The organism is Amycolatopsis sp. SID8362, from assembly GCF_010550475.1.
Lineage (GTDB): Bacteria > Actinomycetota > Actinomycetes > Mycobacteriales > Pseudonocardiaceae > Amycolatopsis > Amycolatopsis eburnea.
In genome coordinates this window covers 15,095-33,689 of the sequence record NZ_JAAGNB010000735.1, presented here as the reverse complement: position 1 = coordinate 33,689, position 18,595 = coordinate 15,095, and the positions used below count along the sequence as shown (strand labels likewise).

General features: G+C 69.3%; 19 protein-coding genes. 4 read left to right on the top strand and 15 right to left on the bottom strand.

What is annotated here, in order from left to right:
- Positions 1-2: 2 nt before the first annotated feature.
- From G3I65_RS22585 to G3I65_RS22565, 5 genes are read right to left on the bottom strand one after another with little or no spacing between them, the layout of a single operon-like run.
- Positions 3-317 (bottom strand): hypothetical protein, encoded by a 315-nt coding sequence (locus tag G3I65_RS22585; protein WP_239071379.1) that lies wholly within the window; start codon positions 315-317, stop codon positions 3-5.
- On the bottom strand, positions 317-1,381 hold the full coding sequence (locus tag G3I65_RS22580; RefSeq protein WP_160697871.1) for a DUF4417 domain-containing protein: 1,065 nt from the start codon (positions 1,379-1,381) through the stop codon (positions 317-319). Before G3I65_RS22580 ends, G3I65_RS22585 begins: the two co-directional genes overlap by 1 nt.
- Entirely contained in the window at positions 1,378-2,490 is a 1,113-nt protein-coding gene (locus tag G3I65_RS22575; RefSeq protein WP_160697870.1) for a ParB/RepB/Spo0J family partition protein, read from the bottom strand. The genes G3I65_RS22580 and G3I65_RS22575 overlap by 4 nt, the downstream gene beginning before the upstream one ends.
- Entirely contained in the window at positions 2,487-3,347 is an 861-nt protein-coding gene (locus tag G3I65_RS22570; protein WP_160697869.1) for a replication-relaxation family protein, read from the bottom strand. Before G3I65_RS22570 ends, G3I65_RS22575 begins: the two co-directional genes overlap by 4 nt.
- Positions 3,348-3,352: 5 nt before the next feature.
- On the bottom strand, positions 3,353-4,993 hold the full coding sequence (locus G3I65_RS22565) for an ATP-binding protein (RefSeq protein WP_309235632.1): 1,641 nt from the start codon (positions 4,991-4,993) through the stop codon (positions 3,353-3,355).
- A gap of 69 nt (positions 4,994-5,062) precedes the next feature.
- Here G3I65_RS22565 and G3I65_RS22560 point away from each other — a divergent pair, with 69 nt between their 5' ends.
- Both G3I65_RS22560 and G3I65_RS22555 read left to right on the top strand, forming a co-directional pair.
- Positions 5,063-5,623, top strand: a complete 561-nt coding sequence (locus G3I65_RS22560; protein WP_163046737.1) for a hypothetical protein — start codon at positions 5,063-5,065, stop codon at positions 5,621-5,623.
- A gap of 82 nt (positions 5,624-5,705) precedes the next feature.
- Positions 5,706-6,113, top strand: coding sequence for an Lsr2 family protein (locus G3I65_RS22555; protein WP_160697868.1), 408 nt, complete (start codon positions 5,706-5,708; stop codon positions 6,111-6,113).
- A gap of 33 nt (positions 6,114-6,146) precedes the next feature.
- On the opposite strand, the gene G3I65_RS22550 is transcribed toward G3I65_RS22555, so the two are convergent.
- From G3I65_RS22550 to G3I65_RS22515, 8 genes are all read right to left on the bottom strand, one after another.
- Entirely contained in the window at positions 6,147-6,767 is a 621-nt protein-coding gene (locus tag G3I65_RS22550) for a hypothetical protein (protein ID WP_239071378.1), read from the bottom strand.
- Between the two features lie 346 nt (positions 6,768-7,113).
- Complete coding sequence (locus G3I65_RS22545) at positions 7,114-8,106, bottom strand: bifunctional lytic transglycosylase/C40 family peptidase (RefSeq protein ID WP_160697867.1); 993 nt, start codon at positions 8,104-8,106, stop codon at positions 7,114-7,116.
- Positions 8,103-9,926, bottom strand: a complete 1,824-nt coding sequence (locus tag G3I65_RS22540) for a hypothetical protein (protein ID WP_239071377.1) — start codon at positions 9,924-9,926, stop codon at positions 8,103-8,105. The genes G3I65_RS22545 and G3I65_RS22540 overlap by 4 nt, the downstream gene beginning before the upstream one ends.
- Positions 9,927-10,139: 213 nt before the next feature.
- Complete coding sequence (locus G3I65_RS22535; protein WP_309235630.1) at positions 10,140-12,686, bottom strand: ATP-binding protein; 2,547 nt, start codon at positions 12,684-12,686, stop codon at positions 10,140-10,142.
- Between the two features lie 17 nt (positions 12,687-12,703).
- Positions 12,704-13,153, bottom strand: coding sequence for a hypothetical protein (locus G3I65_RS22530; protein ID WP_239071376.1), 450 nt, complete (start codon positions 13,151-13,153; stop codon positions 12,704-12,706).
- Positions 13,150-13,389, bottom strand: coding sequence for a hypothetical protein (locus tag G3I65_RS22525; RefSeq protein ID WP_160697865.1), 240 nt, complete (start codon positions 13,387-13,389; stop codon positions 13,150-13,152). Before G3I65_RS22525 ends, G3I65_RS22530 begins: the two co-directional genes overlap by 4 nt.
- Positions 13,390-13,404: 15 nt before the next feature.
- Positions 13,405-14,289, bottom strand: a complete 885-nt coding sequence (locus G3I65_RS22520) for a conjugal transfer protein (RefSeq protein ID WP_160697864.1) — start codon at positions 14,287-14,289, stop codon at positions 13,405-13,407.
- A 122-nt stretch (positions 14,290-14,411) separates the two neighbouring features.
- Complete coding sequence (locus tag G3I65_RS22515; protein ID WP_160697863.1) at positions 14,412-15,278, bottom strand: hypothetical protein; 867 nt, start codon at positions 15,276-15,278, stop codon at positions 14,412-14,414.
- Positions 15,279-15,456: 178 nt separating this feature from the next.
- On the opposite strand from G3I65_RS22515, the gene G3I65_RS22510 reads away from it, so the two are divergent.
- Both G3I65_RS22510 and G3I65_RS22505 read left to right on the top strand, forming a co-directional pair.
- On the top strand, positions 15,457-15,741 hold the full coding sequence (locus G3I65_RS22510; RefSeq protein ID WP_160697862.1) for an AbrB/MazE/SpoVT family DNA-binding domain-containing protein: 285 nt from the start codon (positions 15,457-15,459) through the stop codon (positions 15,739-15,741).
- The gene (locus G3I65_RS22505) at positions 15,731-16,303 is read left to right on the top strand and encodes a hypothetical protein (RefSeq protein ID WP_160697861.1); all 573 of its coding nucleotides are present in this window, start codon (positions 15,731-15,733) and stop codon (positions 16,301-16,303) included. The genes G3I65_RS22510 and G3I65_RS22505 overlap by 11 nt, the downstream gene beginning before the upstream one ends.
- Here G3I65_RS22505 and G3I65_RS22500 read toward each other — a convergent pair.
- Complete coding sequence (locus G3I65_RS22500) at positions 16,263-17,435, bottom strand: hypothetical protein (protein ID WP_160697860.1); 1,173 nt, start codon at positions 17,433-17,435, stop codon at positions 16,263-16,265. The two genes, G3I65_RS22505 and G3I65_RS22500, sit on opposite strands and share 41 nt — an antisense overlap.
- The gene (locus G3I65_RS22495; RefSeq protein ID WP_160697859.1) at positions 17,432-18,514 is read right to left on the bottom strand and encodes an ImmA/IrrE family metallo-endopeptidase; all 1,083 of its coding nucleotides are present in this window, start codon (positions 18,512-18,514) and stop codon (positions 17,432-17,434) included. The genes G3I65_RS22500 and G3I65_RS22495 overlap by 4 nt, the downstream gene beginning before the upstream one ends.
- Positions 18,515-18,595: the final 81 nt, after the last annotated feature.

Genomic DNA, 18,595 nt, shown 5'->3' with positions numbered 1-18,595 from the left:
GGTCAGCGGGCCGATCCGAGAAGGTCGTCGACCTGCGCGCGCACCGCATCGGCGAGCGCACCGTCCACCACGAGCGGCGCCACGTGAACTGCCGGCGCGACCGCCGTCTCGACCCAGCCGGGTATCCGCTCGGCCAACTCGCCGGCACCTGCGCCGGCCAGACGTTCCCGCCAGATCCGGCCCGTCGCGTGCTCACGGGGAACCCACTCGACGAAGGCTTCGGGCACGTCCGCGTCGATGCCGAGGACACCGACCGGCGTGCTCGCCATCCCGTGGGCCGATGACCAGCCCAGCAACACCCAGATCTGCCGCGCCATCAGGCATCTCCGTGCGGCAACAGCGAGGCCATGTACCGAACCGAGCGGGCGAAGGCGTCGGGGATGCGGGCATGGACGTCTTGGCGGCCTTCAGCGGTCATCACCGCTCCGTGCAGCGCGTACTGGGCCGGGTTCTGGCTGATCACCACCAGCCGGTTGCCGAACAGGTCCAGCGCGGTCTCGATGCGGTCCCGCCGGGACAGGCCGTTGAGGATCACGACGAGGTTCGATGGGAGGTTCTCGGCCAGCCACGACAGGCCGGGCAGCGCCCAGCTCTGCCAGTTGTTGTTCTCCCGGACGGTCTGGACGTTCACCGCGACCGCGGCCGGCTCGGTCTCGACGGCCCAGCCGGCCAGGCGGCGCAGGTCTTCGAGGCGGTACCAGTACAGGTTCGGGACAGTCGGAATTCCAGCCGCGGCGAACTCGGCGGCGACGATCAGCGAGCGCCGCATGTTGATCAGGTGCTCGGCGCGGGGCCAGTTGCCGTAGATCGAGTAGTTCGGCGCGAGCACCAGCCCGAACCGCAGGGCCGCGATGCGCGTGATCAGGTCGTCGCGGTGCCGGGCGGTCCAGAACGCCTCGACGAGCGGGTCTTCGCCGTATCCACTGAGGACGGTCAACGTCGTCGATGGCACCTCGAGGATCTCGGCGGCGGTCCGGCCGTCGGTCCAGCGCGGGTAGAGCATGTGCGTGCGGGGAGAAAACACCCGCCGCAGCCCGACCGCGTACGCCGGCCACCGCACGGACGCGTCAAGCTCGGCAACGCTGGAGCCGTCGACCTGCGGGATGAACGCCGGCAGCGCGGCCGGCAGTGGCGTGCCGACGGTGAGGTCGTCGAACTCGAGGGTGCCGCCGACGTCGCGCATCCAGGCGCCGATGTCGGTGCGGGAGCCGCAGCGGATCGGGCACGACCGGCAGGCCGCGCTGGCGCAGCCGCAGTAGGAGCAGTCGGAGTTGCAGCCGGAGCACAGCGGAGCGATCGCGATCTCCGGCCCGGCGTCGACGTACCAGGGGCAACGGCGACAGTCGCAGCGCGCAGCCGGCGCGTTGAGGAAGGCGTTCATGCGACGGCTCCCTTGTGGACGGCGTCACCAAGCTGATCGAGCAGCAGCACGACGGAGCCGCGGTCGTGCTCCCCCAGCTCAGCGCCCTGCACGAGGGCGAGAAGCAGCTGGCGCAAGGCAGCGAGAGTCCGCTCGACGAGCCGGGGGTCGACGCCGGTGACATGAGCCTCCGGCTTCGCACGGAGCTTGTCGGCCCGCGCGGCGTCGGCTTGTTCATGGACGCGCTCGGCTTCGTCCAGGGCTTGCTCCGCGCTCAGCTCCTGGTCGGCGGTCGCAGCGGCGAGCGCGGACGGCAGCAGCCGCGTCCGGCCGGTGCCCTTCACCGCGGCCCAGATGTCCTGGGCGGCTTGCTCCCGGCCGCGGCGCAGCTCGACGAACCGGATGCGGGTGTGCAGGGACACCTTGGCCTCGTCCATCTCCTCCGCGACTTCACGCGGCATCTCCGCGAAGGCGCGTACCAGCTCCCGGGCTTTGCGCGGGCTCAGCTGCAAGCCGAGCCGGGTCAGGACCTCGGCCCACGGCGCGGCGCAGCGCTTGTCGGTCCCGCGGATGCGTTCCATCGCGGTGAAGCGGGCGATCGGGTCGTCGATCGCGTAGACCTCGGCCGGGACGGCGTGGCCGCCGGCGAGGAGCTTGCCCAGCAGGACGGCGCAGCGGTCGAGAACCAGGGCGGCGGCGAGCTCACCGGGGCGCAGGCTCTCGCGGGCGAGGTTCTCGACCAGCTGCCAGATCCGCCGTTCCTCGTCCGACAGCGGGCCCGGGCAGACCACCGCGGGCAGCGCGGCGAAGTGCGGGTTGTCCGGCCGGTGGACCGCGCCCCAGCGGCACGCGCGCAGCCGCCGCTCCCCCGCGGCCAGCTTCATCGCCGGATGCGACCCGTCGCCGTTGTCGATCTCTTCGACCAACACCGGCTGCAGCACACCGACACTCGCGATCGACGAAATCAGATCGGCGAGGTCGGCCGGCGTCGTGGCGTCCCCTGGCAAGCGGCCCTGCAGCTCGGTGAACGGCGTGCCCTCGCCACGCAGCGGCAACAGCGCGAACCGGCGTTGCCGCAGCCGCGGCGACAACCCGAACTGCGCCACAACCTCGGTGGGTTCCTCGGTCATGACAGCCTGCCGAACACGGTCACGTGCCGCGGATCGCCCAGCAGCGGCATCGCGATCGGCGCCAGCGGTCCGTCCGTACGCAGCCTCGGGAGCGTCGTCGCGATCATCTCGACCCGGCCGGCGGCCGCAGCCACCACCGGCATGGCGTCGGCGTGCGCCCGCAGGTCGGCCAGCCGGCGTTCGAGGAGGTGCTCCTTCGTTCCGGAAAGGACGATCAGCAACCGCGGGAAGCGGGGGTACCGCTGCCGCCACAACGGTCGTCCGCCGGCTTCGGCCGGTGCGTGGTCGTGGTAGCGGATGTACCCGGTGAGCTTGCGGGCCAGCCGCGCGACCGGCATCGTCGCGCGGTCCAGCTCGATGAACAACGTGCGCTGGGACCGCCGGCCGTCGTCCTCGATGACGTAGTGCAGGACCGCGTCGGCGATCACCACTCCACGCCGATCGCCCGTCCGGTTCTGGAAGGGGTGGGCGACCTCCGGGGTCCAGGACAGCGGGCCGCACTCGTCTCCGGTCCGGCGGGCGCACTCGACGAACGCGAGACCGGTCTCGACAACGTCGAGCGTGTGCTCCTGCAGCAGATGAGCCACGGTCGTGCTGGGGAGCCGGTACGCGCGAGCGTCGACACCGCCCGCGGCCTCGACGACCTCCGCGCCGGCCGGAGTCACGAGCCAGGTGCGAGGCCGGTGCTCGCGGGTGATCCGGTCGGCGAGACCCGCGCGGCGGAGGCCGGCGAGCTTCGCGCGGACGGTGACCGGGGACAGCGCCGGGTTGAGCAGGCGCCCGACCTGGTCCGTCGAGATCAGCCGGTGCCAGTAGAGGGCAGTCAGCGCATCGCGCTGGAAGGCGTCGAGGTCCACGGCGATCACTCCACGGTCGAGGTCAGGTCGATGGCGGCGCCGCTCCCTCGAGTCGGCGGACGACCACGGCGCGAAGGTGGCGTCGGCCGGCGGGCCTGCAAGGTCGAGAGGATCCGGTCGTCCAGGTCCTCGAGCTCGTCGAGGACCTCACCGATCGGACGACGGGCGAGGTTGGCGTCGAGGGCCTGGTCGACGTCGCGATTCCACTCGGGGTGGAAGTGCTCGGCGAACTCGTCGTCGACGTGCAGGCCCCGGATCTTGAACGGCGTGGTCCGCTGACCGCCGAGGGTGACCGTGACGACGTGGTGGAACTGCTCCAGCTCGGTCACCGTCGCGGGCTGGACCTGGCCGCCGAACTCCCGGGCAACCGTGCGTGCTCCGTCGATCGCAGCGGCCGAGGTCATCAGCAGCGACTGGTTCTGCAGCAGGGCCCGTCGCGTCTCCGGGGCGAGCCGGTCGGGCATCTGGTTCATCGCGTGCAACGCGACCCGGTACTTGCGCAGCTGCTCCAGGATCGCCGCGAGGTAGCCGCGGGAGGCGCCGTCGACCGCGGCGAGCTCGTCGACGAACGCGTCGCACCTGCGCCGCTTCTCGACCGGGGTGTCCGCGCGCGAACGGCCGGCCCGGAACAGGTCGTAGATCATGAACGACGTGATCAGCTTGTTCGTCTCGCCCGTGCCGGTAGTGCAGACGAACACGATCCGCCCGGTGTCCATCGCCTTCCGGACGTCGTAGGTCGTCACCGACGAACCGAGGAAGGCCGACAGCGTCGGGCTGGTCCGCAGGCGGTTGATGATGTTGGTGACGACAGTCGTGGCGTCCGGCGCGAGCTTCGGGAACGAGTCGGTCCAGTACCTGCGCACGCTCGGCTTCAGCACCGGCAAGATCGATTCCCGCCAGGTCTCGTCGTCCAGGAGCGTCGGGATCTGGAAGATCGTCGGCGCGCAATCCGCCGGCAGCCTCATCGCGAGGTAACAGAGGGCTTCGCAGGCCTTGGTGAGGATCGACTTCGCCCGTGGCGCCGCATCGCCCCAACTGAGCGCGGCGGCGAACGACGTCACCACCGCGTCGACACGGTCCTCGATGTCAGCTTCGGAGAAGCCGCTCATGCTGAGCGGATTCCAGGCGGGTAAGCGCTTACCCATACCCCGAACGTCGAGGTTGACCTCCCAGAGCCGGTCACGCAGGCCGGGATCGGACAGGTAGGGCTTGGCGCGTTTCCAGCCGTCGGCGTGGGGGTCGAGGAACCAGACACCACCACCGAGCCGGGCGATCTCGATGGCTTGCCCCAGGGCTTCCTCGGTTTTCCCGAACCCGGCTTTGCCGAACCGGGCCGAGAACAGCAGCTCCCGCAGGGGCACCCCGACCAGGCGCTCGTCGCCGTTGACGTCGGTGACGTAGCCGAGCCGGACGAGCCCGGTTCCCGGCCGGTACGTCGGTACCTCCCGCGGAGCCGGCAGGACCCAGCCGCGGCTGCGCGCGATCGCCGGCGATTGGCACCGGCCGGACGGCGGCTTCAGCAGCGCGGCGATCTCGCTCGTCGTGACGAGTGAATTCGCCCTGGGCTTCGCCATCCCCGTGTGGAAGCGGCGGTCGAAAAACCTGCGCACCAGGACGGTGTCCGCGCCGAAGTGCCGGCCCAACACCCGGGGTCCTCGCACTCGCCAGTAATTCCCGCCGCGGTAGACGTCGAACGCTCCGATCACGCTCCGCAGGTGAGCTTGCGCACGGCCGGGGATTTCCGAGACACATCGAATCAGAACCTGAACAGCAAAAACGGGCTCGTCGGTCACGAACTTGTTCACCACCCGCTGAGCCGGGTTCGTCGCTTTCCGCACACGACCTCCGGCCGCCGGACGCGCGACCGGCAGGAACTCGCCGAGCAGTTCGGCCGCGAACTCCGTGACTGCGCCGATCGGTCCTGTCTCCTTTCGACCGTCCGTCCTGCCGAAGCGGCGGGCGTGATGGCGGATCTTGGCCGGTGTCAGCGGAATGAGGTCGAGGCAGACGTCCGCCGATTCACCGAGGTCCGGCCGGACGTCGCCGACGGCGTTCGCCAGAGTCTGCAGTGGATCGTCCGGCCGGATCGGCAGGGCCCGCAAGGGAACGTTCGCCGAGGTCGCCAGTACCAGTTCGGCGCGCGCCACGTGCAGATGAGGCGTTTTCGGTTCATGGTGCACGGCGGGTTCTCCTCCCACGAGCTTCTTGTCCGCAACTCGCAACACCAGACATGGGGGAGGTCACATGATTTTCATGCAGCAAAATCCTCAGGATAAATTGCTCACCGGCCGAGCAGTAGATACACTCCGCGGAAGAAGGTTGTATATTGTGCAACCCGGCACAGCTGAGGAGTATTCAGTGGCTCAGAAGGTCCTCGTCGAGATCCTCGACGACATCGACGGCAGCGCCGCGACCCAGACTGTCCAGTTCGGTCTCGACGGCGTGACGTACGAGATCGACCTGTCGGACGAAAACGGCGCCGCCCTGCGCGACGAGTTCGCCCGCTACATTGCCGCCGCCCGCCGGGTCGGTGGCCGGAAGGTCCGGGTGGCGACCGGTCAGTCGACTGCCACCACGGCGAGCGACCGCGAGCGCAACCAGCAGATCCGCGCGTGGGCCGGCTCGAACGGCTACGAGGTTTCCGAGCGGGGCCGGCTCTCCTCCGAGGTCATTTCGGCCTACGAAGCAGCCCAGGCGGCAGACGCCGAGGCCCCGGCGCCGCGGAAGCGCGCGCCGCGCAAGAAGGTCGCTGCCGCGCGGAAGTAACGGTGGTGGCCAGCACAGATCACTGGGGAGAGATCACCGCTGCCGTCCCGTCGACGGCGAGGACGAACCACCCTCGCCGTCGACTTCACCCTCTCGTTGTTCAACCCGGCGAATCTCGACGTCGGGGTATACGAGTTTGCTGAGCACACCGGTCACCGACTCGCGCCCCTCCACGCTCATCACCACCTTCCCGAACTCCGGATCCGTGCTGAACCGGATCCGCACCCCCACCGCCGCCTTCGGAACCCAACCGTGCACCGGCCGCACCCGGCCCAGCTGATGCGCGAACCCCAGCACCGCCTGCGGCGACGGATCGAAGACCGACGTCGGCAACAGGTCGAACCGGACCCGGGTGCGGAGGTGGCGGGAACGGAAGTGTCGGTGGAGGACGAAGACCGCGATCAGGATCGCGGCAGCCGCGGCGGTCACCCACCAGAACGCGACGCTCGCAAGCAGATCTTCCAGCCGGAGCGCCTCCGGCGCACTGTGTTCCGGCATGACCTGGCGGCCATGCGTGCCCGGGAACATGTCAGCATTCGCGATGAGGCCGGATTCTCCGCGCCGACCAGGCGGAAGTACACCTCCGTGGATGCCGGCGAACACGCGGCCGACGTAGGTTCCGACGGTCGGACGGGGCAACTCGGTGAGCGTCATGACAACCTGCCTCTCCAGTTCGTTCTCGCCACGGGAAGAGACACGTTCACTCAAGTACGGGCTGATGCTCAGCCCAGGCAGATGTAGTCTTCTCGATCGGTACAACAGCGCATCACCGAGAGCGAGGGGAGCACAATGAGCAGCAAATTTCTGACACCTGCAGATCCTGAGCCACCAGTTGGCACGGTTGTCGAATCCGCAGGGGGAGACCGGTGGTATCGCGATCCTTCTGGAGGCCGCCATTGGTACCGCGGAGGAGCCGGCGACGTCAATGCCGAGTCATGGGAAGAAGTCGCCGGAAACCACGTGCGCGTAGTCGAGGCGGAGAGTCTGGGATGAGCAAAGTTCAGGAGTCTGCAGGACGCGTGGCCCCGAGTGCTCTTCTGATGCTGTCGACACGCACCGGAGTGCCGAAGTCCGGCGCGTTGACCATCGTGTCGCTCGCGAGGGCGAGGCCGACGTGTGTGACGTGCCCCGTGCTCGTCCCGAAGAAAACCAAGTCGCCTGGCCGGATCCCGGTGACCGCAATACGTGGCCCAGCGTTGTACTGGGTCTGAGCCGTCCGAGGCAGGTCGATCCCGGCCGTCGCGTAAGCGGCCTTCGTGAGGCCGGAGCAGTCGAATCCCCGGTCACCGTTGCCTGGCCCGTCGCCGCCCCAAACGTACGGCAGGCCGAGTTGCGCGCAGGCGAACGTGATCGCCGCCTGCGCCGCGCGGCTCGGGGCCTGGACAGCACCGCAGTTGTACTTCTGCGCCTGGTCGAGAACCTTCCGCACGTACCACTCGGCGTGGTTGTAGGCGAAGATCGCGCCGTGGAGATCCCGGCCGTCGCGGGCGCCGGAGTCGCAGAGGTAAGCCGCGGCGGCGTAGATGGCGTCGTGCGGGTTGTACCGCGACGGCGGATGAGCTCCGCCGGGCGGGATCGGGTGGCGGGCGACGACGCTGTCGAAAGTGGACTGCAGGAACTGCATCGGGCCGCCGGCTTTGGCGCTGTTCATCCCGCTGTGGACTCCGGGCAGCTTCGAGCGGCCGTGGTCGGTTTCGATCTTGCCGATGGCCGCGAGGATCGACCAATCGAGCCCGGGGCAAGTTCGTGCCGCCTCCCGGTACAGAACGAGGTAGTCGGCCGGGATGTCGGCAACCGCACCCGGCCCCGGGGCAGACGCCGCGCTCTGGCCGCTCGCCCCGGACAACGCGGTGAACAGGAAGACGACCACGACGACGCAAGCGGCGGGCGGTCCGAACAGCAGCAGTGCGGCCAAACAACCCCAGCGACCGGGGTTCTCGCGGATATGTTCCCGAGCGAGTTCGGCAGCGCGCAGAGCCAGCAGGGGGTTCATCGCCCACTGCCGAGCCGGTCGCGCAGTCGCTGCGCCCACGGATTGGGTGGCGGAATCATCGCCGTCGGCAGCAAGGTGTGCGAAGGCGACTTGCCCGGTTTGCCAACGAACCCGCGATTGCCCGCCTTGGCCGCGAGATCGCTACCGGTGAACTCCGGCGTCCGGCCGGTGACAGGAGGCGTCACGGCGTCGATGTCCGGCTTGAGGTGCGTCGACGGCAGCGGCTTCTGCCGTTCCGTTCGGGCATTGAGCGTCGAGAGCACGGCGGTGGCGGCACGCCACGCAGGCAAGGCACCAGACGCAGCTCCGAGGTTCGAGGAGTAGGTCTTCGCCAGCTCGGCACGGCGTGCCAGCGAGGCCTTGGCCGCTCCGGCCTTGAGGGTCAGCGCCGTCTGCGCGCGGCGCGCGGCGTCCGGCCACGAGACGGGCGCTCCGACGGTGTACTTCAGGACCTTGCCGCCCGCTCGCCCGCCAGTCCGCCCGGCAGTGACCAACCGGTCCTTCAGGCGTCCGACCGGCGCGATCGTCTCGGTGAACGCCGAACTCCCGGCCTTGACGGTGCGGGCAAGCCGGTCCGGCCCCGGCGGGACCACCGGAGCCGGCAGCGCCTTCGGGACGCTGCGAGGCCGGGCCAGTCGCTGCAGCCGCGAGTTGACCTGCGCCCGAACGCGCTGGAGGTTGGCGGCGAGGCGTTTGCGGAACAGGAAGCCGGAGAAGACGACCAGGTCGATGACGGCGAACCGGACGAGCTGCGGGCCGAGGTCGGCCACCATCAAGGTGCGTAGCAGCACCGTCATCACGGCGAGGAAGCCCATGCCGGCCAGCAGCCGGGCCAGGGTGGCGGCGATCGAGCTGACCCGGTAGCTGAGCTGGTGCTGCATGGACGGCACCAACGCGACGACCAAGGCGAGCGCCAGCAGCAGCCCTTCGAACAGCAGCAGGTACGGCGCGAGGACCTGGACGGCGTTCAGGCAGATCGTCAGGATCGCGAAGAGGAGCATCGCGATCGCGTACAGCCAGGCACCCAGCGCTCGATCGCCGTCGGCGACCTCATTGTACTTGCCGTAGTCACCGGGACAACCGTCGAGCTCGCGCGCCTTGGTGCTGTCGTCCTGTCCCGACCACGGGCCCTCGTCGAGGATCCGCTTCACCGAGTACTGGCAGGCGCCGTCGATCCCGTCGACCCGGCTGATCGGGGTGCCGTAGTTCAGCGTCTCCCACGGCGTGATCAACAGGTTGTCGATCAGCGCCTGCCCGATCGGCGCGGCCGGGTTCCCGGTACCGCCCGGCTGCTGCCCCATGATGACGCTCGAGACGTCGGCGCCGAGGTCCCGGCTGAGGGACAGCACGCCGTCGTCACCGACGAGGAAGTCGACGGGGTGCGTGAGGATCGCGACGGCGAGGACGTTGACCGCGATGGTGGACGCCGTCTCGCGCCACGCTCGCGTGGTGAGGCCACGGGCGAAAAGCAGGCCCAGGTAGCAGGTGGCGACGAGCATCGCGATCTCGCGGAGCCTCAGTTCGCCGATGACGGACGTCTGCCAGATCTTTTCAAGGCTGCGCGCCGGCGCCTTGATCCAGTCGATGACCTCGGTGGAGGCGGCCCATTCGGTGAACCAGACCGAAAAGCCGACCGCGTACTTCCCCGCCGCGAAGCCGATGTTCGCGAGCCAGAGCCAGATCGCGGGCATCGGGTTGTCCAGCAGCGAGGGCAGGTTGGCGAAGAGGTCGTAGTTGTGCAGGTCTCGGCCGTAGCCGTCGTCAATGCTGAAGATGCCGCCGAGATGGACGTGGTGGCCCGGATCGTCCTGCAGGGGCAAGGGCGGAGCATCCGGCTCCGGCGGCGGAGTCGGTGGCCGGCCGCCGGGGATCCACAGGCACGTCGGGAAGGGCTCGCACGGGTTCGGCGTTGTCTGCGCACCCGCGATACCCGGCGCGCAAAAGGCGATCGCCGTGACGATCACCAGAACGAATGCCACCCTCATGTGCCCTCCCGCGACTTCCGCTTCAGGCACGGCGCAACGGTCAGGGCTTCAATGCGGGTGGCGGAGGATGGCCGGGGTCGTGAGCACGGCTTCGGGCAGCGTCCGGTACGGCTGGGTCGTCACCTTGACCTTGCCGATCCGCCCGGAGTGATCGCGGACCAGGAACTCCCCGGCGCGAGCGCGCCGTTCCGCTTCTCCCCCACCAGGCGCCAACGGCGAGAGTTCCTTGGTGACGACATCCAGGTAGCGCGCGTCTCCGGGGTCGACGCCAAGCCAAGCGAGACCACTTCGCGCCAGGCCCTCATCGCGATGCCTGCCGAGGAACCGGACCGCGATCAGACCGCGCAGCACGTCGTCGCCGAGGTCGCGCGGAGCGTGCGACCCGAAAGCGGCGTCCGCGGCGTGCTTGCGTCCGTCCCGGACGAACTCCAGCGCGATCTGCTGACCCTCCGGCGTCCCGGTGACGTTGTACGCCTCGTCGCAGATGAACTCGCCCCATCGATCGGTGGTGAAGCAGACCTCCTTCGCGATCGCCGCGATCAGCAGGTGGAACGCACGGCCGAACAGCTTCCGGGGCGGGATCCGCGCGGCCATCCGCTCGTTGGCCGTCTCCAGCGTGCTGGGCAACGGGATCTCGTTGGTGCAGAACACGACCATGTCGGCGCCGAGCAGGTCGACCGGCTCGAGGTCGTCGTCGAAGATCGGCCGGGTGATCGGGTCACGACGCAGGCGTTCCAGCCGGTCCGCCAGCGCGCGAGCAGCCGCGTCGGTCTTGCCATGCCGCTTCAGGGTGCCGACAAGCCGATTGCTCGACGCGTCCGGCCTGCCGCTGACGGCGTCCAGGCCGCGGCCAAGCGCATCCCGCTCTGCCGAGTTGGACTCCAGGTCCAGCCAAGCTGCGAAGAACGTCTCGGCGATCCCGGTGCTCGACTTGCTGACGCTGCGGAAGACGCGCAGCGGGTCGCAGGAGTGCCGCAACCGCGACGCATCGGAACCATCCAGCGTGGGGTCGATGATGTCGACGATCTGGGACTCGCCCGGCAGCGCCGCGGCGACCGGCTCCCACTCACGGCTGCGCGTCCGGTCGATCACGATGACGCGGCCGTCGAGCATCAGCCGGACGACAGCGGCGACGTTCTTGAGGATCACCGACTTGCCGGCGCCAAGCTCGCCGATGACGGCGATCCCGCCGGACGAGTCGTGGGTCGGTCCGTACGTCGGGTCGAGAAGGAAGGGCGCGATCGCGCCGCCGTCCAGCGTCAAGCCGAACAGCGCACCGGTCGGGTCGCCGAAGTCCGTGGCCGAGACCGGCAGCAGCATCGCGCAGTCGCTGGCCAGGAGGTTCTGGCTGCACTCCCGGACCACCATCGGCGTGCTGCTGCCGGGCAACATCGCCTGGTAGAGCTGTCGCTGGCCGCCCAGCGGCCGTTCCCAGCGATACTCGCCGCCGAGGAACGCCTGCCGGAGTGCCTTCGCCTTGGCGTCCGCCTCGCGGGCGGTGGCTCCCCAGACGCACGCGAGCACGCCGACCTCGAGGTCGATCTCGGTCGAGCTGGCGCCGAGGCGGGCGTTCTTGTGCTGGATCTCCTCCTGCGCCGAGACGACGTCCGCCGGGACACCGGCCGCGTCGCCGGCGTGCTCCTCGTCCTGCCCCATCAAGTCGCGGGTTCGGCGCCGGTTCACGGCGCGTGCATCCTCGTTGGTGTGTGCGGTGATCCTCAGCACGTAGTCGACACCGAAGCCGATCTCCGCCAGCCGGGCGAGGATCTCGTGACCGGGGAAGGTGAACGCGCGCGGCATCTCGGCCAGCAGCAAGTAGGCCTGGTAGCTGGCGACCGCGCCGTCGTCGGACGGCGTCACGCACTTGAGGAACCGACGGCTCAGCATCTCCAACGGCGCCCAGCCACGTCGATCGGTGCGGCCTCCTTCGTCGAAAACACAGCTGCGGGCCATCGCCAGCCGCGCCCGGCCGTTCCCGCGCCGAAGCGTGAGCCCACTGTTGTGCAGGACGGAGGACCGTTCGAGCTGCGGTTCGTCGACTCCGCGCACCGGCGCCCGGCACAACCACCACAGCACCTCAGCCTCGGTTGCCGGACGCAGGGGCAACGCTCCGCCAAGTTCTTGCCCGGCGACGCGGGCACGCTCCCGGCCGGACTCGATCGCCGACGGAGTTGCCGGCCGGGCCGGCAGGCCGAGCTGTTCGCCGAGGGCCGCAGCGGTAGCACGGCGAAACGACTGCGCCGTTTCTTTCCAGCCGTGGCTGTTGAGCGGCTTGGCGATCCAGTAACTGCGGCCGAGGACGTCGAGCGTATCGAGCTGGTCCCAGGCGTTGTGGACGGTCTCGGCCCAATGCGGATTCGCGTCCAGGTCGATGCCGTCGAGGCAGCGCCGGACGATCGCGTGCGGCTGGACCTGCTCACACAAAGACGCGATCATCACCTCACCGCGCAACGACTTCATCAACGTCACCGTGCGGTCGTACAGCTCCTTGAGCTGCCGCCCCGTCGACCGGGCGCTCTCGTGGGGCTGGACCCGCCACACCGCCCACGTCGACCCGTCGGCGCAGAACAGCAGGTTGCCGGCCACATCGGTCACCGGACCATCCATCGCCACTACCTCCCGCGGGCCTGAGCGAGAATCGCCTGCAGCGGGGACTCCGCGGGCCCGACCGCCTCGGCGAGCGGGTGGAGGTAGAACCGGTCTCGCGTCCGGACCGGTTTCGCAGGCCGGTACGGCCGGTGGCCGAGCATCCCCGCCGCGGGGGTGAGCAGGTACGTGCCCAAGCCGATGAGCCAGCCCAGCGGCGTACGCGACTCGATCCGGGCGCGACGGACGAACACCGCCGACAGCGGCAAGAACCAGCGCGCCGGACCGAGCCAGTCCAGCAACGGCAGCTTCCACACCACGACCAGCAGAAGCAGGAAGAGGACACCTTGAGTCAGGGTGTACGGACCGCCGGGCAGGTAGCCGCCGTCGCGACCGGGCATGCGCCCGAACATCCGCGGGAACCGGCGCGACCGCGTGTACGAGCGGCCGACCAGGACTTCGCCGCGCGCGGTCAATGCGTGAACCAGGCGCCGAACATGCCGGCCACCGCGTCGAGGTTGAGCAGGATGCCGAGGAAGATCGCCGCGATCACCCCGTACTTGATCGCCCGCGTGAAGTTCCCGCGCGTGCCGACCAGCAGCCCGATCCCGCCGACGATGGCGGCGAGCAGGATGAGGCGCCGGACGGACTGGTCGCCCCACGCCAGGTTGGTGTCGATCCAGGACTTCACGTCCGCGGCGAGCACGGTCATCGGGGCCTCCTCGGCCTAGCGGCCCGCGCGCAGCGGCGCCGGATCGATGCGGTTGATCTCCCACCGGCCGGCCCGCGCGACGAGGGTCAGCGCGTAGTCGACGGGCGTGGTCTGCCCCGTGGCGTCGAATGCTCCGGCGCGCACGAGGAGGTGGACGGCCGTGCCGTCCGTGGGCCGGGCGGCCTGTCCCGGCTCGAACTTCTCGTGCGTCTTCAGCTCGGTCAGCTGGACAGCTGCGAAGGGTGCCGGCGACGGCGGGGCAAGGCTTGCTCCAGGGCTGACGAACCGGTCGAGCTGCCCTTGCCCCGCCAGGTAGGCGGCCAGGAAGCCGGCGACCGACTGCCCGATGGGCCCAGCAGGATCGACGGCCTCGTCGTACGCCGGATCGACGGCTCCCAGCGTGCCGGGGCAAGCAACCGGGGACGGCAGCGACGTCGCCACGTACGCCCCCTCAGCGCCTGTCATGGCGACCTGGGCGCAGAGCAAGCTCGCCCTGCGCTTCCCGTCCGACTGGAGGACGAGGACGTCAGCGACCACCACGACGGACCACGAGCCCGCATCGGGCGAGACCTCCGAGACCACGGCCGTGTCGATCGGGACTTGCGTACCCGGCGCCCGCTGCAGCTTCACTCCGGCCGGAAAGAAGGTCTCGACCCCGGCGGAATCGTCCCGGGTCGCCGAGAGCCAGGACCGGACGTACATCTCGGCCCAGCCCGCCGGCGCCGCCGAGGACGCGGGTGCGCCACCGTCCCGCATCGGTGGCGCACCCGCCGACTGGAGGACGACGAGACCGGCGACCGCGAGCACCGGGCCGGCCAGAACGGCCAGCCAAGCCAGCGCCCGGCCACCACACCGGGTCGCACCACGCCACGCAGCCTCGGAATCGACGTCCGGCAGCATTTTGACCAGTGGGCCATGTCCGGATCCCGTTTGGCTTCGGAATCTGATCACTGCTCACCTCCGCCCTCGCCGCAAACGCATTCCCCAGCACCCGAGGCACGCAGCCGAAGAGCCGCTGTGATTCAGCCGGCCCAGGGAAGATCACCTCCGGGGAACTCGGCCGCAGCTGCCGTGAGCTGCTCCAACGCACGCTGGCGGTGCCGGGTGATCGTCGGCTGGCTCAACCTCAGGACCGTGCCGATCTGCCGGTCCGTGGCCACGCCGTCCCGGCCCACCGGCTCGCCGAAGTAGCGGGTGGTCAGGATGGTCGCGGAGTGTTCGTCCAGCCGCTCTTCCGACACCGCCCACGACAGCAGCCCCAGCAACTCCTCCGACGCGTCCATCTCCGGCGGGACCGCCGCGAGCGGTCGGTGGACCTCGTCGTCGTCCATGCTCACGACGTCCGCGGCGGCCTGGCCGTGATCGACGCCGAAGTCTCGCTGCGCCGCGCGCTGGGTCTCGCGCACGAGATTCGCCGCGACGTGGTTGCGGCGCCGCAGGGGATAGCAGCGAGACTGCTCCCAGAGGTGCCCGATGACCGACGCCTGGATGTCCCGGCTGTCCTCCGCCGCCGAAACACCACCACCCGTCACACCACGCCGGACACCGACTCCCCCGGCAGCCACCCGCACCGCGTGCACGACCCGGCCCACGATCCCCGGGACCGCCGGAAGCATCGCGTTCACCACGATCTCGGCCGCGACCGCGCCCCCGGGCTCCGCGGCACGGGTGAGCAGGGCGCGCAGCACCTCGTCGTGACGGGGGTAGTCACGCGTCGCCAAGACCGCGACCAGATCCTGGTGGCACGTGATGTCGGCGAACGCGGGCGATGCGCTGGACCAGCTGCTCAGCGCCTCGTCGAACGTCGCGATGACGCGGTCCTGCTCGAACTGCTTCTGCAGCATGGTGAGGGGGCTGTTCGCGGTGGAACGGCTGCTCGACGACGACATGACACCGGCTCCTTCACTCGGATGACAAGATCCGGGCCAGCCTCGGAACCAGTGCTCGCTCCCTCCCTGAGCCAGTTCCCTGCCCCCGACCAGGAGCAAGCCGACATTCACACTTCCGAGTGGGCCGTGCTTCTGCCCGTCCCTGGACTGAGACTTGTAATTTTTGTAGTCTTACAAAATGCAGGATCTGGTGGGGCCGCGGAAGATTTCACCGGTCAACCAGGTCGCGATCCCCGTCAAGCTGCTACGCGCGCTGGGCCTGGCACCTGGTGACTCGGTGTACTTCGAGCTACGCGACGAGACGAGTGGCGAGCTCACCATCGTGGCTGAATGGCAGGTGCGTAGTCGCTACGCAGGCGGTGGTGACGACCCACACCCTGGCCCACGATCGAGTGACGCGTCTAGGCTCCAGGACCGGCCGTCAGCACGAATCCAGGAAGAAGGCACGACCGATGTCCAGTGAGCGGCGAGGCGGCCTGCTCATTCCCACCGACGGCGAGTCCGCCGAGGAACTCGCCGTCCAGGTCCTCGGCTGGCAGGGAAGCCTGGTCAAGGACATCACCTTGTTCGGCAGCCGAGTCTCGGTCCTGGCGCGGGTCGATGAGGAGGCCCACGCCTTTCGGCAGCAGACGAACACACCGCCCATCACCGACCGCGCGTCGGTCGCCTTGTGGGAGTGGCCCGAGCTGACCGCACCGCCATCGGTGGTCGCGCTCTCGGCTGTGATGGCAACCGGGGCGCGCTGGCAACAAGGAATGAAGGCGGTCAGTGGTTTCGCCGGCTTCAGCTCGACTGTCCTGCTTCTCACGCAGGACACGCCAGCACCAACGTCCTGCCTCGCGGACGCCGAGCGTTACGGAGTCTGGGTGGTGCGGGCCGGATCATCGGACACGGTCGTCGAACACCAGGGCAGGGTCGGTCCCGTCGCCACCGCACGACCGACGACGGTGACCCGGTGGACCGAAGAGCTGGTCTACGCTCGTCTCATCGAAGACGGCCTTGTCGAGGCCTCGCCGGCGCGCTGAGATCCGCCGGATCGTTGCCCCGCCCGGCCCAGTGCCCGAGGTACTTCGGGACGTTCCAAGCGCGCCGGGTGTCGTTGATGTCCATGTGCTTGAACTGCGCGGACGAGCACTGCTCGGTCCATGCTTGGCGCCGTGCCGCGAGGTCGCCGGCCCGGAGAATGTCGCTTCGGATCCGGTGGAGGATCTCGATCGAGTGCAGGAACGCAGCCAGCTCGGGATCCGGCGCCGACGCCAGTGCCTGGAGCGACCGGCCGTTGCACCAGTCGCAGGAGCAGTGCCAGTCCGGGTGATCGGGGTCCAGCTGTGCGGTCTGATCGATCTTGTCGAGGTGAACGTAGGACAGGAGCCGTTCCACGACGGCCGCGGGCTTTGGCGAGCGGCCTCCCCCGCCGTCCGAGGTCGGGTAGAAATGCCGCAGGCTCGACCGCGTTCCGACTGCGGCGGCAGCGGCGCCGTACGCCAGGGCACCGATCGACGACGTGTCACATCGGAGAAGCAGCACCGGAACGTGTACTTGCAACAGCGCCACCAGCCCGTATACCGCCCACTTCGTGCCAAGCGGGTCGTCCAGGTGCTCCAACGCGACCGCGATCGGGACTCCCGCCTCCGTCACAGCCTCGACCAGGCACGGCAAGTTCTCCGGGTGCAGCCACCTCACGTGGAGGAACAGCGGTGCCACGACGTCGGGCCCCAATTCCGCTGTCCGCCTCAGTACGCTGCGCATCCCGTCCTCGTCGTGCTCGTCGACGTACCCGCCGTCCGGGATCACGGCCGGCAGCCCGAGCAGGCGCTGCCGCCGGATCCAGCCGGCGTCGAATGCGGCTGACGCCGGTAGCCGGTTCTTGCCCGTGTACCGGGAGCGGTCGACCAGAATCGGCCGCTTGTAGCGCTGCACGCGGACAAGATGCTCGGCCTTCTGCAGGGCCTTTTCGCCGGTCAGTACGATGCCGCCGCCCGCGCGGTTCGCGCGCTCGATCGCGATGTCGATGTGCGCATCGCTCGCGTCGGCCTGGACGAGGAGGACGTCGGCCAGGGCCGTCTTCAGGCGGCTGTACGGCGCATCCGCTGCCGACGCGATGGAGATGGGTTCGACCACGCTGACCCCCTCGGGTCCCAGGTTGTCCGAGTTCATGATCGCACCGCCGCCGGGCCGGAGTCGTCCACCACAAGGGGCAGGTAGTGACGCCGGAAGGGCTCCGGGAGCATGAGCGCGATTCCCGCAACGGCGTCGACATCGTGTCCGTGCCGGTCGAGTTGGGTTTTGACCAGGCCGGCGATGTGCCGCGGCGACTCCGCGGGGAGGTCGCCCGGTTCGCGTTTGCTCCAGCCGTACTGGTTCAGCCGGATGCGGAACGACTTGAACTGGTTGGCCGAGATGCAGTCCAGGTCGGCGGCGCGCTGGATCAGCATCGCCATCGAGACCTTCCAAGTCAGCTTCAGCTCGGCCAGCTTCGGGAACTGCCGTACGGTCAGGCCTGCCAGCAGCGGTTCGAGGTCAGTCGCGGGCGCGAGGAACTCGCCGGCGAACTGGTTGGCTTCCTTCTCCTGCTCGTCCGACGGCATCTCGTGCATGATCAGGTGGCCGACTTCGTGTGCCAGTGTGAACCGCTCGCGATCGGGCGGCAGACCACGGTTGATCAGGATCAACGGTTGCCGGCCCGCAGGCCAGGTACTCACCGCGTCCTGTGCCGTCGTGCCCAGGTCGCGGCGCATGACGCGCACGCCTGCGGATTCGAACAGACCGACCACGTCGTGGACGGGGCCGTCAGGCACGTCCCAGAATTTCCGGAGCGTGCCCGCAATCGTCGCCGGGCTCCCGTGCTCTTCGACAGGCATCCGGATCAGCTCACGCCGCGGCAGCAGCCTGTCCACGTCCGTCGACAAGCGATCGACGGAAAGCCGGGTCAGGTGCGTCAATCCTTCGACGGCACGCATCGTCGTCACCGACATGACACTGGAACGGCGCCGGTGGTGCAGGCACGTGACCTCGACGCCGCCGACTGGCTCCGAAGTCCGGAGCAGGTCCGGCGGCACCGCAAGGGCGGCGGCGACCTTGTCGAGGTAGTCGCCCGTCAGGGGGAGGAGTCCCTTTTCGACCTTCGACACGAAGCCCTGCGAGATCCCGGCGGCGTTCGCCAGGTCGTGCTGCGCCCAGCTCCTGGCCTCACGGACCAGGCGCACCATGCGCGCCGCTGCTGTCGTATCGGTCATCGAACCTCTTCGCCTCGCAACTCGACCACCAAAGTCTACCAAAGATGGCTGCAAAAATTCCGAGATGACGCCCGCGCGTCC

What these genes read in the sequence shown, in the direction of transcription:
- G3I65_RS22500 (WP_160697860.1), bottom strand. Translation starts at nt 17,435, where the DNA reads ATGAACTCGGACAACCTGGGACCCGAGGGGGTCAGCGTGGTCGAACCC.
- G3I65_RS22585 (WP_239071379.1), bottom strand. Translation starts at nt 317, where the DNA reads ATGGCGCGGCAGATCTGGGTGTTGCTGGGCTGGTCATCGGCCCACGGG.
- G3I65_RS22495 (WP_160697859.1), bottom strand. Translation starts at nt 18,514, where the DNA reads ATGACCGATACGACAGCAGCGGCGCGCATGGTGCGCCTGGTCCGTGAG.
- G3I65_RS22580 (WP_160697871.1), bottom strand. Translation starts at nt 1,381, where the DNA reads ATGAACGCCTTCCTCAACGCGCCGGCTGCGCGCTGCGACTGTCGCCGT.
- G3I65_RS22575 (WP_160697870.1), bottom strand. Translation starts at nt 2,490, where the DNA reads ATGACCGAGGAACCCACCGAGGTTGTGGCGCAGTTCGGGTTGTCGCCG.
- G3I65_RS22505 (WP_160697861.1), top strand. Translation starts at nt 15,731, where the DNA reads ATGTCCAGTGAGCGGCGAGGCGGCCTGCTCATTCCCACCGACGGCGAG.
- G3I65_RS22515 (WP_160697863.1), bottom strand. Translation starts at nt 15,278, where the DNA reads ATGTCGTCGTCGAGCAGCCGTTCCACCGCGAACAGCCCCCTCACCATG.
- G3I65_RS22550 (WP_239071378.1), bottom strand. Translation starts at nt 6,767, where the DNA reads ATGACGCTCACCGAGTTGCCCCGTCCGACCGTCGGAACCTACGTCGGC.
- G3I65_RS22520 (WP_160697864.1), bottom strand. Translation starts at nt 14,289, where the DNA reads ATGCTGCCGGACGTCGATTCCGAGGCTGCGTGGCGTGGTGCGACCCGG.
- G3I65_RS22525 (WP_160697865.1), bottom strand. Translation starts at nt 13,389, where the DNA reads ATGACCGTGCTCGCCGCGGACGTGAAGTCCTGGATCGACACCAACCTG.
- G3I65_RS22545 (WP_160697867.1), bottom strand. Translation starts at nt 8,106, where the DNA reads ATGAACCCCCTGCTGGCTCTGCGCGCTGCCGAACTCGCTCGGGAACAT.
- G3I65_RS22510 (WP_160697862.1), top strand. Translation starts at nt 15,457, where the DNA reads ATGCAGGATCTGGTGGGGCCGCGGAAGATTTCACCGGTCAACCAGGTC.